Source organism: Pseudomonas sp. PS01297 (assembly GCF_029959305.1).
Taxonomy (GTDB): Bacteria; Pseudomonadota; Gammaproteobacteria; order Pseudomonadales; family Pseudomonadaceae; genus Aquipseudomonas; species Aquipseudomonas helleri.
This window is the reverse complement of record NZ_JASCPQ010000007.1, coordinates 31,013-44,139: the sequence shown is the minus strand read 5'-3', so window position 1 is coordinate 44,139 and position 13,127 is coordinate 31,013. Positions and strand designations below refer to the sequence as shown.

The window sequence follows — 13,127 nt, the reverse complement described above, 5'->3', positions numbered from 1 at the left end:
CTGTATGACTCCTCGCCGTTCCACTTCGTTACGCCTTGGACAATTCAAACACTTGATTCGCGTTGCATCCGTCACAGGGCGTCTGCCCGAGCGTGATGTCATGTTGCTTTGGCTAACCCATACAACTGGCATCCGCGTGACTGAGCTGGCCTTGCTTGAGGTGGCCGACGTGCTTTATCCGAGTGGCGCAATCAAGCCCGAGGTGTATTTGCGCGGAGAAATTACGAAGGGATGCCGACCAAGAAACGTATACCTCACGCATGCACGATGCCTTGCAGCGCTCGATGCGTGGTTGGTCGTGCGGTCCCATCGCCGCTGGGGGCTTTCCGGTACAGATGAGTACCGAGGGCTGCGCCCTGGTTCAAAACTTGTCATGACGCACAAAGGGCAAGCCTTTGAACTCGCGTTCAAACATCGCCAGTTGGACAGTGGCCCTGAGGTGTACCGGGCCTGCGATGCGCTGCAACAGACGATCAGCAAGCTCTACCGGCAGGCCGGTATCAAACAGGGTTCGTCCCACAGTGGCAGGCGATCGCTTGCTGCAAAAGTCTTGGCCGCGACCGGCGACGTAGAGACAGTACAGACGATCCTCGGGCACGCCTGTCTTGACCACAGCAAACCCTATCTGAACGTTGATCAGGTCGTCATCCGACGGGCTTTTGAGGTCGCGCTGTAAGCTGCCAACCTTCACCAGTTTTGCATGAAATCATTTTTCTTTGCGTAAAATGCTAGTTTCATGCACTGATGATATATATTGTGTTTCCTGTGAGTTGACCAAGTGGAGTGTGGGCATGGCATTTAGGGCTGATGAAGCAGCGAGAACCGGCTATGAGTCCGTAGAGGCCTACCTGGTATCACGCAGCATTGACGATTCAGAGCGCAACCGCAGCCGTGAGGCCTTGCGGGAAATTACGTACGACCTCGGGCCGGTCATCGATAGCTACCCTTCGTGGCACCCTTTGGTGTGTCATCACGATGACCGGCACCCAGTGATCGTTCCCGGTAACGGGTGTGGGTACAAGGGAATTGATCACACTCGTTTTTTTGCCAACGGGTTCATTACCTGTCCCTTCGGTGATGGCCAGGACGTCATCGATTCGGTGAATGCACTCCCCGATCACCCCGTCGCCACGGTTACGGCAGAACGGCTCGATGTACAGTTCTATACCCCCCAAGCCGCGCCGGTGTTAGTAAAGTGCACCTGGGATAAACCGCTCCTGCTGGATGGCACAATTCCTCTGTCAATGGCAATGGCCTTGATCCTGGAAAAAGAGGTCCCAGGGTGGCGGCGGGCTGAAGTGGCTGAGACATGGGAAACAATGCGCCCGTACTTTCTGGGCAGCCCCCATGGAGCAAGGTCATCTTTGTTTGTAAACCAAGAAGCCGGCCAGGCGATAAAGAAAATATGGAACGCCTTGATCTACACAGGGATGTACGGTCCGATCAAGGTGTAAGTGTGATACTTGACCGACTACGGTTTTACCGCGTGCCAAGGTGCCAACAGATTCAGGCCATGACCATGGAACGGTTCAGCTAATGCACAAACCCAGCCATCGAGCTGGGCAGCGGTAGTAGAGGGATGCCGCTCTGGCGCCCAATCCACAAAGGACTGACTGCATGAATGAGTATTCGTATCACGGGCCGGTTGATCTGATGCTGCGCTACGGCGAAGTGCCAGGTCTGACTCGCATTGCCGAACGGCCTGGAGTCGAGCTAGAGGTTAACCACCCTGGATTGGGTCAAGTGGTTAAGGTCAGCATTGGTTCAGAACTTCGGTTGGACCTCGCCAAAGGGCCGACCTCGGCCCGCCTTCAGTTATCTGACGGGAAGGTGATCGCCGGGCGCGTAGTCAGCCAACTGGTCAGCGGGTTTGGTTTCATGCTGATCGAGGATCAAGACTGTAGCCGGCCTACACAGGTCTGAGGAAAACGCCATGTCCATTCGAAAGCCAACCGTGTACAGCAAGAAGCTGACAGCGCACCAGAACGCCGTTCTGGCCAAGTTTGAAAACCTCACCGGCCAGTCGCCAATCGGCCTTGAAGATTTTGAATCGGGTGAACTAAGCGCCCGTGAGTTGTGGCAACAACAGGTCGCTTGGGTTGAAGGCATCGCTGCCGATGTGGGCAATATGACCTTCCTGTCCGATAACGACTGACCATTGGAAAACCATGAGATACGTGCTTAGCGTTGCCCGCCACTACCTGACTGGAAAGCTCACGACCGAGCACGCGGTTTATGCCCTTCGCGAACGGCCTGTGGCCGTGGCCAGCAAAGGGAAAACTTGGGTCATCGACCCTGACTTCAAAGGTTGAGGGAAAACGTACATGGATTTATTGAATGTCGCCCGTTCCTTCCGCGAGGCGCTTGATGCGCAAAAGCGCGATGGCACGCTACCGTTTCATATGCAAAATTTTCCTTCGTGTTGCTGTGGCGTTACCTCAGAGCTGCTAGGTGATTACTTAAACGCCTCAGGGGTTCGGGCTGAATACGTCTGTGGGACTGGCCATGCTTGGCTAGAGTGCGAAGGCGTTGTGATCGATATCACTAGCGATCAGTTCGAAGGCAGGCCAGCGGTATTCGTTGGTGCCAAAGATGATTGGTATCGGTCACTAGGTGAGTCATCGCGACGCATCGGAACTCGCTTAGATAGTAATCATTACGGCGACGAAAGTGATGTCCTTCGTGAGGTGTTGTCCAGGGCCCAGCTACAGAGTCCAGGCACATAGGAAAACGCGGCGGATCTGCCGCCCATGTAGACCACAAGCCTAGTCCCTGAGTGTGACTTCGCGCACAGGATAGAACAGGAAAGTGCAATGGGACGCCAGATCTACGTATTGTCGCGGCCAAGTGAGGCATCAGGATCGGTGGTAACTACAGGAGAAGGAAAATTTTTAGATCATTATTTGGTAAAAGCAGCCCTACGCCAAATCCGGAGCTTGTGAAGGATATGAATCAGCTTAGGCCCCATCTATTGGCCGCGGGCTGGGCATTCGAGGACCGGAAGCCCATCGAAATATTTGGAATTTCGCTGGAGCGCGCTGTGACGAATAAATCAGGTATCGCGTCCGCTGTAGGCTTTGGCGGCGGCTACTTCCATGTCGTAAAAATATTCGGGCTTACTCGCATGTTAACCGGGGAAGAGATCGTCAGATTCAACACAGAGACACAACTCTTTAACCTCACGCCGCACGACGAACCACCCACAGGCATTTTGAAGGCGCACATTTCCGCGCGCTATGGTATCGAACCGCAGGCGCTCATTTCGCTATTGACCTACTCGGAGGATGCATTGGCAAAGGTGGTCAGCATGATCGATGCGAACGCGCTGAGGTCGATCTGACATGGAATTGACCGATTTCATCCAAGTTCCAGACTTGCGCTCACTGGACAAGACGATCCGGAAACTGGGGCACCATAGCATCGAGGGTGTCGAGAAAGGGGTGCCGGTACTGACCGTTACGATCGGCCGGACGCTATTTATGGCAACCCTGCACAATCAGTGCCTTAAGCTGATGTATATGCTGCGCACGACGCATCATCCGGGCGACGTTACGTTTTCCAACAACTGGAACGTGTATAACTTCATGGGCACAGTGATTCCGCTAACCAATGGCTATGCCATGAAGCACGAAACTCTCATGTCGACAGGGATTCTCGCAGGCAATCTTCAGGACACTCTGACGACTTTTGCACAGTCGATCGACAAATTCGTGGATGAGTGGGCTTCTCTTCCCGAGTGAGCTTACAGCTTCCGTCCCTGCAACACGGAAATCGCGATGAATGCAGACAAGCCAGATTCAGCCCAGGTGGATGGGGAAATCATCGACTTGTGGGTTCGTAAAAGCGGATCTTCATTTCAGGTTCAAGGTACGTTTCGGAATCGTTCATTCACTGGCAAAGGCCGCTCGGCGTCAGCTGCAAAGGCCGACTGGATCAAGCAAGCTGAGTACGAAGCCAATCGGTAGGAAAAAAGTTATGAATAGCGATCAGCTTCAATGTATTGCTGCAACCTTAGAAGAAGGTTACGGCGATTGCCCGCACGGTCGAGCTGCACTGATGAGTTGGATCGAAGAAGAGGTATCTAAGCTGAAAGCGCGTGGTGTTCCGGGCGGAGAAGCCGCGACAATAGAGCTAGGATTGGCTTACTGGGCATGGCTCGGTGAAGAGTAGGAAAATCAGATGAAGTCGTGCACAGCAGCATTGGTTGCACTGATTGGGACCGCGAACGCATCGGCGTCTGTTGATTACCGATGCAAGATTGAAAGAGTAGTGGCTGCTTTTGAGGGGAAATCGCGATGAAAGTCACCAGTTCGACCGGCGATGAAACCCAATTGGTTTTGGCCGAAAACGCCGGTACCGGCAGCAAAGGCAAACGCTTCCTGCCAGACGTCACGCCGAAGTACGGCACACGGTTTGTCACGATTACACAGACGCTGCCCGATATGGAGCGCTTCGAAGCATATCGTCGCAAGACTGCCGCTTTTGAAGAGTGGAGGCAAAAGCTGAACCGTGGTGATCGACTTCCCCGTGGCCGTTTTTTCAAAGGCAAGAAACCAGGGCGAAAGCTCGTTGTATTGGACGAGTTTTGGCAGGCGTTCAATTAAGGGAATTGAGTTATATGGATGTTTGGGTTGAGTTATGGAACAAGCTTTCTCAGTTAACTTCGCTGGGAATATTTCTTTTCATGGGGATGGGATTGGCTTTCCTTTTTTTGTGGTGACGCTCTGGCCTCGGAAGTCCAAGAAAATAGAAACAGACATCAAGCCCGAATAGGTAGGAAAGGTAGCGATGACCATCAAGCTCAGCGAGCCAATGCGGAACGTGCTGATGAAGCTGGGGGATGGCTGGGGATGGGATGATTTCGGTATCACCGGGCCTTTGAGCTATGTAGCTCGATTACGCACCTGTGAAACGCTCGCAAAGCAGTTGAAAGATCAGGCCAAAGCGGCCCAAGCCGCGAGTTGAGGGAAAACGCTCAGCTGTACCCCAAGCCTCGGCCTACGCCGGGGCTGAGTCAGTAGAAGCACACCGGATAGGCCGGTGCGCAGTGAAGGAACGAACCATGTTGAAAGCTCGCATGGCTCTGGCCGCAACCGCGCTGGTCCTGCTGGTGTTTGGCTCTGTCGCTTTCTGGGGGAGCACCCCGCGTGACCTGTTGAATCTAGCGATTGTGCTGGTTACTCCGCCATTGATTTTTTGGCTGATTGTCAGGCCGACCAAGGCCACGAAAGCAGCTCAACGCAAAGCAGCCGAGTAAGAGGGAAAACGCGATGAACCACTACCAACAACTGATCGCAGACGAAATCCTCTCTGTGCATGGTCAGAAAAGCTACTGCCTGAGCGTCATGTCTGTCGGTGGCATGGAAGCTAGCAGTCGAAAGAATACAGCGCACTTGTCGAGCAGTACGACCAAAAGCTGATCGAGCTGAACAACCGCCTGCCACTCGCGGGCTAAAGGAAAACACCATGAGTACCCCGGACAGCAAAATTGCCCACGCGTTGGGCTTGATCGACACCGCCGAACATCCCTTAGATGTGCGCTTTGCCACGGCGTATGCGATTGGTTATATCGATGCGCTGTACCACGCCAAGCTGGTTGCGGTACCGGCAGTCCAGTGCTATCGAGATGACGCACAGACGCGCCGTGCTCGACGGCTGACTGAGATGGGCGTGGGGGATCAGGGTTGACCAGCCTTTACCCGTAGCACCTCAGGCCTCGCCACTGTGCGGGGCTAGGTTAGTAAAGGATGCGGTGTTCGCATTCAGCATGGGTGATAGAGAGGGATTTCTATGAAGATAGTTGCAGCGTTGATAGTGCTAGCGGGACTTAGTGGCTGTGCTGGTACAGGTGGTTTTGTAAAAGAAGCTACTGAGCGTCGTCAGCCTCTGGCAGTAACAACTCTTATGCCTAGCGCAACAAATTATGCCGGTGGTGTCAGCGTCTTGATGGATTTCACCAACACTTCTGGACAGTCGATCAAATATGCCGAGTTCGGTCTTGTTCCATTTAATGCCGTAGGGGACATTGTAACCTCGACAATTACTCGTGAATCACTTGCAGTTGTTAAATACACAGGTCCATATGAGCCTGGAACCAGCACTGATGACTTCTCCGTTACATTTAATGGCGGTGCGGTCGGTTTCAAAAACGTTTGGTACAACCCGGACATACAGTGTGTTGAGGTTAGGCTTGTCAGAATCACCTTTATGAGTGGCGCTACAAAGGTTTTTGAAGGGCAAGCTGCACGCGAACTGGTAGCTCCGTCCATTCGAAAACGATGCTCAGAAGAGAGTTAGAGGAAAACACATGAAAGCAATTCTGTTCGCAATAGTGACCACCTTTGCAGCCAGCGCCTCGGCTGCCGATTCAATCTTCGTAAGCACTGAGCTGACTCGTAACGGTGTGGTTGTCGATAATTTTGCCGGTTCTACCACTGATGGACACACCCAACCACACAGCAATATCAGTCTCATCAAGTATAGAGATTCAGTCACCAAGGGTAAGACCAACATGGCGGACTTGGCTTTGGGTACCAAGGCATCCATCACACCGCACATCACCAGTGATGGTCGTATCAGTCTGAGATTCAATGTGGATTACGTTGAGCTGGAGAAAATGGAAACGGTGAAGGTCGGGAACTTCACCATCGATCAGCCTAGGACCGGAGGCTTCAAGCATGCCGCTACGGACATACTCGCTAGCGGAGAGAAGCGCGAATACAAGGATTTGGATAACGGTGCCGAGTACATTTATACCGTATCAGCCACGAAGCAGTGATGATGCGTTAGGAGAGAGAAGTTATTCGCGTCCTAGGATCAAGCAGGAAAATTGAATCAATGAACATTGAAAACCGCTACACAGCTGCCCGCGAAAAATTCTTCGCTGAAAATCCTCGTGCTCTCACTCAGATTGAGTCTGTCAAACCAGCCGTTATCGAGGCATGCGGCATGACCGTTGATGAGTACCGTGAACAGCAACGCCTCGTGATTTTCGCTGAAGCTGCCCGAAGCCGTGGGCTTGAGATTGATGAGTTCGTGATTCGCTTGGTAGCTGAATCACCGGAACAAGCTAATGAATGGCGCTTGGATCAACACCGCAAGATCGCAGCAGCGCTTGGTATCGATTGGGATGAGTACAAGCAGCTAAACCGTATCGCTGGATAGGAAATGTCGCCCAGGTCCACCACAGCCACTTGAATGGGGCTAAGCCCGTAAAGGCACTCGCGGGCTGAGTCCGTAACCAACTGAAAGATTCGTGTACAGGTTAAAACCCTTACTTTTTTTGTCACAGTAAGGGTCAGCAGGAGCAAGTTTACGCTGGATTAGGGACCAAACCTGTGCTCGCCTTTTCTTCGCGCTTTTTATCGAGGCAACGATTAACAGCGTCGGTGATTGGGGTTTCACCGCCCTTCACAGCGGTCATGTACATGACCGAAGCTGCTGCCTGCAAGATTGATTGTGCAGAGTGTGGATTTGCCATGTCCTTCGTCATTTCATGCACAATCTCAGCTTCAGAAATGTCGTTCTTTTCGGCGCGACCAAGAGCTTTGAACTCTTTTCTCGCACGGGTTTGTTGCGTTTCAAACGGGTTACTCATTTTGCAGCCCTCAGGTAATTAGGTCTCAGAATGAAAGCCTAACCAGTATTTGTGGAGGGTAAAGTGATGTTTTTCAATGCCTCGCTTAACAATATATGCGGCTTAGGTGGCGGGAGAGGCTAAAGGCTTTCCTGCTCCAGTACATAGAAGATGCTCACATCGTCAGCATGGTATTTCTGGGCGTTTTACGAGCATGGGCGAGTCAAGTGGGCATGGATAATCTCAACGAGCAGCATCTGAGCCAGCGAATGCGGAATCACCTCGACGAGAACGTCACGCCAAATTTGGACGCCTTGATCAGGCATAAAGAACACAACTGAATCCACGGAAAACGCCGCCCAGACCCCACGCTCAGCCATATGCTGGGCCAAGGCCGTAGAGGACTCCCCATCGGTGCCCTGAGCAATCAAGGAGTAAAACGACGATGAGTACCACTCTCAAAGCGCTCAGTGATTTTGAACATGGTTTTGTCACCGCCGCAGCGCTTGCTGCCCGGTTGGGCGATCCCAACATTGCGGTCAAGATGCTTAGGCATGCTGGTTTCCAGGCACTGGACTGTTCAGAACTCAACGACGTTGATAAGCAGCCACTCCAGTTGATGAGCCAGCAACCTGGCATGAATCTCACCGGCCTTGGCAAACACAACTGAATCAACCGAGAAACGAATGGCAAATGTACTTACCACCGACCATATTGAGAGTGCTTACCGTATCGCCCGCCAAGTTATGGACGAAGGCCTCTCGGTAAAACAAGGCGTTGCTCAACTCGTCACTGAAGGTGTCGGGGCGACCTATGCCCAGGATCTCATTAACGTTTATAGGTACATGCGAACGGGCCGCTGTTACCACCGCACTATTAATGTCGAAGCGACAGATTACTTCCTGCGGCAGCTCTTCAAGGACGGTGGGGCAGAGGATCTTTCGCTTGCCCTCAACGCTACACGTCAACACATGGATTATTACGAAAAACTTCAAAAACTCACGCTGCACCGCAAGCGAAGAGTCGTGGCGGGACTTGAGAGTCTGCTAGCCGAATCGGTTGTGTCGCACTTGGCTGAATTTGAGGTGCAAGTAGAGGCTGCCTTGAAGGACAGTTCAGATGCGCGTAAAGCTCGGTTAGCGTCTAAGGCTCATCTGCGACCAGAGAAAGTTGTCATCACGTCAACGATGTTTATTCGTAACCCTGATGTGGTTGCCGAAACACTCAATCGTGCTGCAGGAGTTTGCGAAGCATGCGTCAAGCCCGCGCCTTTTACTCGAAGATCAAACGGTAAGCCCTACCTAGAGGTCCACCACAAAATTCGTCTGGCCGATGGTGGCCTTGATACCTTGGATAACGCTATTGCGTTGTGCCCCAACTGTCACAGGGCCTCCCACTATGGGTAACTTACTGTTAATGGAAACGTAGCGATGACCATCAAGATCAGCGAGCCAATGCGGAACGTGCTGATGAAGCTGTGGGATGGCTGGGGATGGGATGATTTCGGTATCACCGGGCCTTTGGTTACGCACCTGTGAAGCGCTTGCTAAGCAAGGGTTGGTGAAATCTTCCCACGGTGACTTTGACCTGACAGATGCAGGTGAAACGCTCGCAAAGCAGTTGAAAGATCAGGCCAAAGCGGCCCAAGCCGCGAGTTGAGGGAAAACCACACTAACGTTCACCTACGATGCGTGCTGTAGGGCGGCGATCGAGGGTTCGCCCCCGTGAAAACGAAGGATAGTTTATGACTGCGCAATGTTCTGACCGGAAACCAAAACTTGGTTTTCTGCTTATGAGGCCTCAGTGGTTTCTTCATGAAGGTTTTTGGCGATTGATTCAGGTATTTCGACTGGGTTCAACCGCCGTGTTCATTGCTTTTTCAGCGATGGCTTTCATCTTTGGAGGGGATCTTGCACCGGCATTCGCAGCAGCTGCGATTGCCTGTTTGATAGGGCCAATTCTCGCCCTTCGTCTTCTAATGTGGGTCATTCGGGGCTTCAAGCCAAACCCTTAAGAGCGTGATTAAAGCTATGTATGAGGCTTGTGCAAAGCACAATTACCACCTTCTGCTAGTCGATATGGTTCCGGCGTTCTATCGCAGCATGCTCGAACGTGGCGCGCATCGAATTGATGGAGACTCAGTTCAAATTCATGCCAAGACAAACCTACTTTATGATCTGACGAAGTAGGAAAACGCTCAGCTACTCCCCACGGCCTGGCCTAAGAAACCGGGACCGTGGACGTAGAAGAAGCCGCTTCGGCGTCCACAACCCTTATAGGGTCATTTACTTACGCCGGTGAGCAAGATCCGGATCGGATGTATCACGGTTCGAAATCCTTCATATAGGCCAAATTCTATCTGATGCGTCGTTTCGATAGTTGGTCATTCGATGAAGACAATGAGTTCGAAATTACTTCCAGTGAATGCGATGTAGATCGGGATCGCGAAAACGAGCTAGAGGCACAGTATCAAGATTATCTGAAAAGCCTTTCAGGTCAGTCCGAGTCCAAAGACCTATAACTTTTCAAACTACATGTACCAACCAGATTAAGGTATTCTGGTTGGTACATCACATTAGAGCCGCTTTTTGTAACTCATCTGCAGCGATACGAGCAGCCTGAGAGTTGTGCGCAAAAACGGTTGCACAGCGAAGCGGGTCAACGTTTTCCTTTCGGCCGTTCGCCAACAAACCAGCCATTACATAGCTTTGCTCCATAATTGCTCTAATTCTGAGGAATGGCTCGACCATCTCAGGACTAGGAAGGTCCATTGGGTTGATCCCACGCAGGGTAAGAACCTGGGCCTCGACTGTGCTAAGGATTTCCTCGTTTGTCTCCTTAACCTGCTGCTGCAAATCATTGAAGCTTTGAAACAATAAGCTGCTAACTGCAGCTGCCCGCGTAGCAACCCCCACAATTAAATTGGAAACAACACGATCCTTTTTACGGCGCTCCAGAGCCTGCTGTTCACCTTGCCATTGTGAAATCAACACTGCTACAAAAATGGCAGCAATCGAGCCAACCGCTTGCACCCAGCCAGGACTGTCTTTATCAAGCACACCAAAGTGTGCAAAAACACCGACCATAGACCAAAGCATGAAATTCGAAATTATCAAAAGCCATAGCGCCCATATGGTATAAATTCCGATTTTATTGCCGATCAACTTTCCCACAACTAGCTCCAATCAAATATTCACTATTTCAGCCAGTAACTACACCACATTGGCATCAACAGAAACAGCTCCTTACTTGGGGACGTATCAGAAAACGGAATTTAAAGAGAGACTCAAGCTCTGATTGATGATCCCGCGCTTGTGAAAATGCTGGAGGACGATCTGGCGCGTGTCTATTTCCTTTTTATCCGCTTGGAAACTCTAAGTGTCACTCTTGCCAAACACGAAGTCAGGAAGCGTCCAAATGCCCTGATGGTAGGTAGTACTGTGGCGTATATGAACTGTGAATGTGGTTCGCTGGAATACCAAATGAACAGCGGCATGATGATTCAGGGCAATATCTCGCGCAGGGCCATTACTGATGAAATCCGGGCAATTCCTGAATTCATGGTTCCGACCGCCGATGAAGTGAAGAGCTTTGACCAGTTCACGCGTGGGCTATCTGATGATGAAGCTCTGGAGCTTTTCAATAGCTTTGAGCAGCCCTGACTATTAGGAAAACTATCTATCAATATTTTACCTTGTAGGTCGGAGAGTCTTCCGGCCGCTGTCCACGCCTATCATAGAGCCGGGTGGTGCTAATGTTGGCGTGCCCCAACCAAACCTGGACCTTGGCGATGTCGGCGTCATGTTCCAGGGCATTGGTCGCGGCTGTCGCACGAAGACCGTGCACGCCCAGACCATCGACGTGGATACCCGCCGCTTTGGCCCACTGTGCCACTACCGTGTAAATCCCGTTCGCGCTGACACCGGCGCCGGTGGTGCGGCCGCGGATCGAACGAAACAGCGGGGCATTCCCGGGCTCGCGTTGGGTGTCTCGCTCCAGGTAGGTATGGATCCGCTCGGCCGCCACGGGGTGCAGCTTTAAATAACGGGTCTTGCCGCCCTTCCCTTTCACCTGCAGGTGCTTGATGCCACGGCGTTCCTGCAGGTCGCCGGTCATCAACTGCGCGGCTTCTTCCCGACGTAGCCCGTGGTAGAGCAATACGGCCAAAATGGCGCGGTCCCGCAAGCCTTTCAACGTCCAGCTGTCCGGCGCCGTCAGCAACAATTTGGCCTGGTCATCACCGAGTGCGGGCGTCTTGCCTTCGTTGGTTTCTATCCTGGGCCGCTTCACACCGTGCACCGGGTTGCCTCCGGCGACTGCGTTGTTCTCCAAGAGGTGATCAAACAAGCTGGCCAGCGCCGCCAGTTTGCGCCGGATCGTCGCCCCGGCAAGTCCCCGGGTTTCGAGTTGGGCACGCCACGCCAGGACATGCGAGCGCGTTACGGCGCGAAACTCATCCGCCGCAGTGAGCCCCACAAAGCTGCAGAAGTCTTCCAGGTCGTTTTGATAGGCGCGGCGGGTGCGCGGGTTGTCGATATTAGCGAACCACTCCGCCGCGGCCGGCATCGCGGCCAGGTGCTGGAATTCGGCGGCCGTCAGCCGGCGGTTCTCTTGAATGACAAGACCCAACACCTCAAACCCTCTGCCAGTAATCGCCATGAATTTCACGGCAGCGAATAACAGCTTCGTCTACGAGCGCATTCCGTCGCTTAGCAAAAACCCAACCCTTTTCAAAGGGGGGAAGCGGACCGTCGATCTCGAGCACAGCATTCACCTCCAGCGAAAGCAGAATCAACGTTTTGAAGGCGTTAGGGACCTGGACTTGGTCGAATGACGCCCAGCGCCGCTTCATCGCCTCTTCAGCCTTTCCCGCACGGTCCCATTCAGTCGACTTGTGGTGAACTAAAGCGTTGCGTGCTTTGACAAGGCCTTTAAGTCCATTGATGGCTGGGCCGTCCTCTCGAACTGATCGACCACAAACGAGCCTAGGGATAATGAGCCACTTACCTACCAAATCCAGCTTGTCGAGATACGATTTTGCAAGGTGTTCTCCGAGCTGGATGGTCGCAAATTCATACGCCGCTGCTTCAATGGCCATCGCAGAGAACACAATGGTCTTTAGACCGGACACCGTTTTTCTGGACTCTTGTTCGTCGTACGCCGTGGCGTCGCTAGGCCATTGCGGACGAGGCACAGGATTAACCTTCTCAAACAAAAATTGGCCAAAGGCCTCCTCGGCGATTTCCGCGTAGGTTTCCACCATGGAATCCACAATGACGTAGCCATCGCGGATTTCAAACGGTTCCTTGATACTCATCCTGAAAATTCCAAAAGTGGTGATAACGTATTTTATCGCTAATAGATGGTGCTTTAGCCATGGCTAAGTTCAGGTTCGCTTTTGGCCGAATGCCGCCTGTCAGAGGACTGGTTTACCCATCGTTAGGATTACTGGCGAGAACGTGAGCCCAGGAGGAGGAGCTGGCGAGGGTGGGGCAAAAATGGGCAAACCGTACGCCAATCCATGCCATTCAATGCCATTCAATGCCAATCA

At 52.4% G+C, this 13,127-nt stretch carries 23 protein-coding genes; 19 read left to right on the top strand and 4 right to left on the bottom strand.

Going from position 1 to position 13,127, the window contains the following annotated elements; genetic code table 11:
- Positions 1 to 4 precede the first annotated feature (4 nt).
- The 15 genes from QMX84_RS04440 (at position 5) to QMX84_RS04370 (ending at position 7,164) form a co-directional block, all read left to right on the top strand.
- Positions 5 to 676 (top strand): site-specific integrase, encoded by a 672-nt coding sequence (locus QMX84_RS04440; protein ID WP_282363279.1) that lies wholly within the window; start codon positions 5 to 7, stop codon positions 674 to 676.
- A gap of 115 nt (positions 677 to 791) precedes the next feature.
- A complete protein-coding gene (locus QMX84_RS04435) occupies positions 792 to 1,454 on the top strand; it encodes a hypothetical protein (protein WP_282363278.1) in 663 nt (220 codons plus the stop codon).
- A gap of 163 nt (positions 1,455 to 1,617) precedes the next feature.
- On the top strand, positions 1,618 to 1,923 hold the full coding sequence (locus tag QMX84_RS04430; protein ID WP_282363277.1) for a hypothetical protein: 306 nt from the start codon (positions 1,618 to 1,620) through the stop codon (positions 1,921 to 1,923).
- Positions 1,924 to 1,933: 10 nt separating this feature from the next.
- Entirely contained in the window at positions 1,934 to 2,155 is a 222-nt protein-coding gene (locus QMX84_RS04425) for a hypothetical protein (RefSeq protein ID WP_282363276.1), read from the top strand.
- 792 nt (positions 2,156 to 2,947) lie between these two features.
- Positions 2,948 to 3,340 carry a hypothetical protein gene (locus QMX84_RS04420; protein ID WP_282363275.1) on the top strand — a complete coding sequence of 131 codons (393 nt, stop codon included), beginning with the start codon at positions 2,948 to 2,950 and terminating at the stop codon, positions 3,338 to 3,340.
- A gap of 1 nt (position 3,341) precedes the next feature.
- Entirely contained in the window at positions 3,342 to 3,740 is a 399-nt protein-coding gene (locus QMX84_RS04415) for a hypothetical protein (RefSeq protein ID WP_282363274.1), read from the top strand.
- 36 nt (positions 3,741 to 3,776) lie between these two features.
- Positions 3,777 to 3,965, top strand: a complete 189-nt coding sequence (locus tag QMX84_RS04410) for a hypothetical protein (RefSeq protein WP_282363273.1) — start codon at positions 3,777 to 3,779, stop codon at positions 3,963 to 3,965.
- Between the two features lie 10 nt (positions 3,966 to 3,975).
- Entirely contained in the window at positions 3,976 to 4,170 is a 195-nt protein-coding gene (locus tag QMX84_RS04405) for a hypothetical protein (protein WP_282363272.1), read from the top strand.
- A gap of 125 nt (positions 4,171 to 4,295) precedes the next feature.
- Positions 4,296 to 4,604, top strand: coding sequence for a hypothetical protein (locus tag QMX84_RS04400; protein ID WP_282363270.1), 309 nt, complete (start codon positions 4,296 to 4,298; stop codon positions 4,602 to 4,604).
- Between the two features lie 184 nt (positions 4,605 to 4,788).
- Positions 4,789 to 4,965, top strand: coding sequence for a hypothetical protein (locus tag QMX84_RS04395; protein WP_282363269.1), 177 nt, complete (start codon positions 4,789 to 4,791; stop codon positions 4,963 to 4,965).
- 97 nt (positions 4,966 to 5,062) lie between these two features.
- A complete protein-coding gene (locus tag QMX84_RS04390) occupies positions 5,063 to 5,257 on the top strand; it encodes a hypothetical protein (RefSeq protein ID WP_282363268.1) in 195 nt (64 codons plus the stop codon).
- A 209-nt stretch (positions 5,258 to 5,466) separates the two neighbouring features.
- On the top strand, positions 5,467 to 5,688 hold the full coding sequence (locus QMX84_RS04385) for a hypothetical protein (RefSeq protein ID WP_282363267.1): 222 nt from the start codon (positions 5,467 to 5,469) through the stop codon (positions 5,686 to 5,688).
- 102 nt (positions 5,689 to 5,790) lie between these two features.
- The gene (locus tag QMX84_RS04380; RefSeq protein WP_282363266.1) at positions 5,791 to 6,297 is read left to right on the top strand and encodes a hypothetical protein; all 507 of its coding nucleotides are present in this window, start codon (positions 5,791 to 5,793) and stop codon (positions 6,295 to 6,297) included.
- A gap of 10 nt (positions 6,298 to 6,307) precedes the next feature.
- On the top strand, positions 6,308 to 6,778 hold the full coding sequence (locus QMX84_RS04375) for a hypothetical protein (RefSeq protein WP_282363265.1): 471 nt from the start codon (positions 6,308 to 6,310) through the stop codon (positions 6,776 to 6,778).
- 59 nt (positions 6,779 to 6,837) lie between these two features.
- On the top strand, positions 6,838 to 7,164 hold the full coding sequence (locus QMX84_RS04370) for a DUF6388 family protein (RefSeq protein ID WP_282363264.1): 327 nt from the start codon (positions 6,838 to 6,840) through the stop codon (positions 7,162 to 7,164).
- Positions 7,165 to 7,312: 148 nt separating this feature from the next.
- Here QMX84_RS04370 and QMX84_RS04365 read toward each other — a convergent pair whose 3' ends face one another.
- Positions 7,313 to 7,597 (bottom strand): hypothetical protein, encoded by a 285-nt coding sequence (locus QMX84_RS04365; RefSeq protein ID WP_282363263.1) that lies wholly within the window; start codon positions 7,595 to 7,597, stop codon positions 7,313 to 7,315.
- Between the two features lie 424 nt (positions 7,598 to 8,021).
- On the opposite strand from QMX84_RS04365, the gene QMX84_RS04360 reads away from it, so the two are divergent.
- The 3 genes from QMX84_RS04360 to QMX84_RS04350 all read left to right on the top strand — a co-directional run bounded on the left by QMX84_RS04360 (position 8,022) and on the right by QMX84_RS04350 (position 9,590).
- Positions 8,022 to 8,246 carry a hypothetical protein gene (locus QMX84_RS04360; RefSeq protein ID WP_282363262.1) on the top strand — a complete coding sequence of 75 codons (225 nt, stop codon included), beginning with the start codon at positions 8,022 to 8,024 and terminating at the stop codon, positions 8,244 to 8,246.
- Positions 8,247 to 8,262: 16 nt separating this feature from the next.
- Positions 8,263 to 8,982: an HNH endonuclease signature motif containing protein gene (locus QMX84_RS04355; RefSeq protein ID WP_282363261.1), complete on the top strand. Its 720-nt coding sequence runs from the start codon at positions 8,263 to 8,265 to the stop codon at positions 8,980 to 8,982.
- A 338-nt stretch (positions 8,983 to 9,320) separates the two neighbouring features.
- Positions 9,321 to 9,590, top strand: a complete 270-nt coding sequence (locus QMX84_RS04350) for a hypothetical protein (protein WP_282363260.1) — start codon at positions 9,321 to 9,323, stop codon at positions 9,588 to 9,590.
- 556 nt (positions 9,591 to 10,146) lie between these two features.
- On the opposite strand, the gene QMX84_RS04345 is transcribed toward QMX84_RS04350, so the two are convergent.
- The gene (locus QMX84_RS04345) at positions 10,147 to 10,749 is read right to left on the bottom strand and encodes a hypothetical protein (protein ID WP_282363259.1); all 603 of its coding nucleotides are present in this window, start codon (positions 10,747 to 10,749) and stop codon (positions 10,147 to 10,149) included.
- Between the two features lie 141 nt (positions 10,750 to 10,890).
- On the opposite strand from QMX84_RS04345, the gene QMX84_RS04340 reads away from it, so the two are divergent.
- The gene (locus tag QMX84_RS04340; RefSeq protein ID WP_282363258.1) at positions 10,891 to 11,238 is read left to right on the top strand and encodes a hypothetical protein; all 348 of its coding nucleotides are present in this window, start codon (positions 10,891 to 10,893) and stop codon (positions 11,236 to 11,238) included.
- Positions 11,239 to 11,257: 19 nt separating this feature from the next.
- Here QMX84_RS04340 and QMX84_RS04335 read toward each other — a convergent pair whose 3' ends face one another.
- Both QMX84_RS04335 and QMX84_RS04330 read right to left on the bottom strand, forming a co-directional pair.
- Entirely contained in the window at positions 11,258 to 12,235 is a 978-nt protein-coding gene (locus tag QMX84_RS04335; RefSeq protein WP_282363257.1) for a tyrosine-type recombinase/integrase, read from the bottom strand.
- Entirely contained in the window at positions 12,210 to 12,893 is a 684-nt protein-coding gene (locus QMX84_RS04330; RefSeq protein WP_282363256.1) for a hypothetical protein, read from the bottom strand. The genes QMX84_RS04335 and QMX84_RS04330 overlap by 26 nt, the downstream gene beginning before the upstream one ends.
- Positions 12,894 to 13,127 lie beyond the last annotated feature (234 nt).